Source organism: Pseudoalteromonas sp. Z1A6 (genome assembly GCF_011378745.1).
Lineage (GTDB): Bacteria > Pseudomonadota > Gammaproteobacteria > Enterobacterales > Alteromonadaceae > Pseudoalteromonas > Pseudoalteromonas arctica.
The window spans coordinates 1-1043 of record NZ_WTKW01000637.1 but is presented as its reverse complement, the minus strand read 5'-3'; the positions used below and the strand labels follow the sequence as shown (position 1 = coordinate 1043).

The following is a 1043-nucleotide window of genomic DNA, read 5'->3' as shown; positions in this document are numbered from 1 at the left end:
TTTTCATTTAACAACCGCATAAACCAGCTAATACTTGATAGGCGCTCGCGGTATTGTTTTACTGTTTGATTAAAAAAGATAAGTTCAGCTTTACTTAGCTTTTCACCCTGTATGTATTTTTGCGTAAGTACAGTGCCTTTACACAGCTTGTGCCAGCGAATAACAATCGCTTTATCATTTAGCCTATTCGCTTTTTTATCATCAACATACAGCACTAAATGGGTGTGATTACTCATAACAGCATAAGCACATACATCAATACAAAACACTTTGGCTAACTCAAGCAGTTTATCTTCAACCCAGCCTCTACGATGCTCGTAGGATTGACCTGTAAAGTGGTCTTCCCCACATAAAAATGCACGGCGTACGCAACGTGATATGCAATGGTAGTACTTTGTATCAACCAAACTTACTTGGTGCTTTCTTGCAATTGCCATAAGACACCCTGCTTATTTTTCACACTGATAAAAGCCTAGTACTTAGTTCACTAAACTGCAAAAAATAGGATGGGTGTCACTGTTATCGCTCTTTGTATCAACCAAACTTACTTGACGCTTTCTTGCGATTGCCATAAGACACCCTGCTTATTTTTCACACTGATAAAAGCCTAGTACTTAGTTCACTAAACTACAAAAAATAGGATGGGTGTCACTATTATTCGTGAAAACCCTTGTTATAGGGCATTACACCTCAAAATATACAGCAATTGGATCTATCACGACTTCTTGGGGTTGTTTCCCTGAAATCGAGTTTTCCATATTTGTGAGATGCTCAACTAAATTTAATAATGCTGCTTTCATATTCGGAAAATCCTCATCTTCCGCTCCTAACTCCACTTCATTTTCAGAAAATGCCTGAGAAATCATACCAAAGACAACAACCTCTTTTTCTGTTTTACGTGAATATTTTTTTACTAATAGATCCTCATTTTCTCGTAGAAACTCACGCTTTAAACATGTTGTAAACAAAGCACTTCCTACAGCTTGAGTCACCTCAAATTGATCAGAGAAACCATATTTTGTTAATAACGATAAGTCATCTAA

1 protein-coding gene and 1 pseudogene are annotated in these 1043 nt (G+C 36.9%); both read right to left on the bottom strand.

Annotated features, from left to right (window positions below; all coding sequences use genetic code 11):
- Positions 1 to 437, bottom strand: a 437-nt coding sequence (locus tag GQR46_RS20055; protein WP_165742289.1) for a transposase, incomplete at its 3' end; no start/stop codon positions are given.
- A 246-nt stretch (positions 438 to 683) separates the two neighbouring features.
- Positions 684 to 1043: pseudogene (locus tag GQR46_RS20050) on the bottom strand (hypothetical protein); the annotation flags it as partial.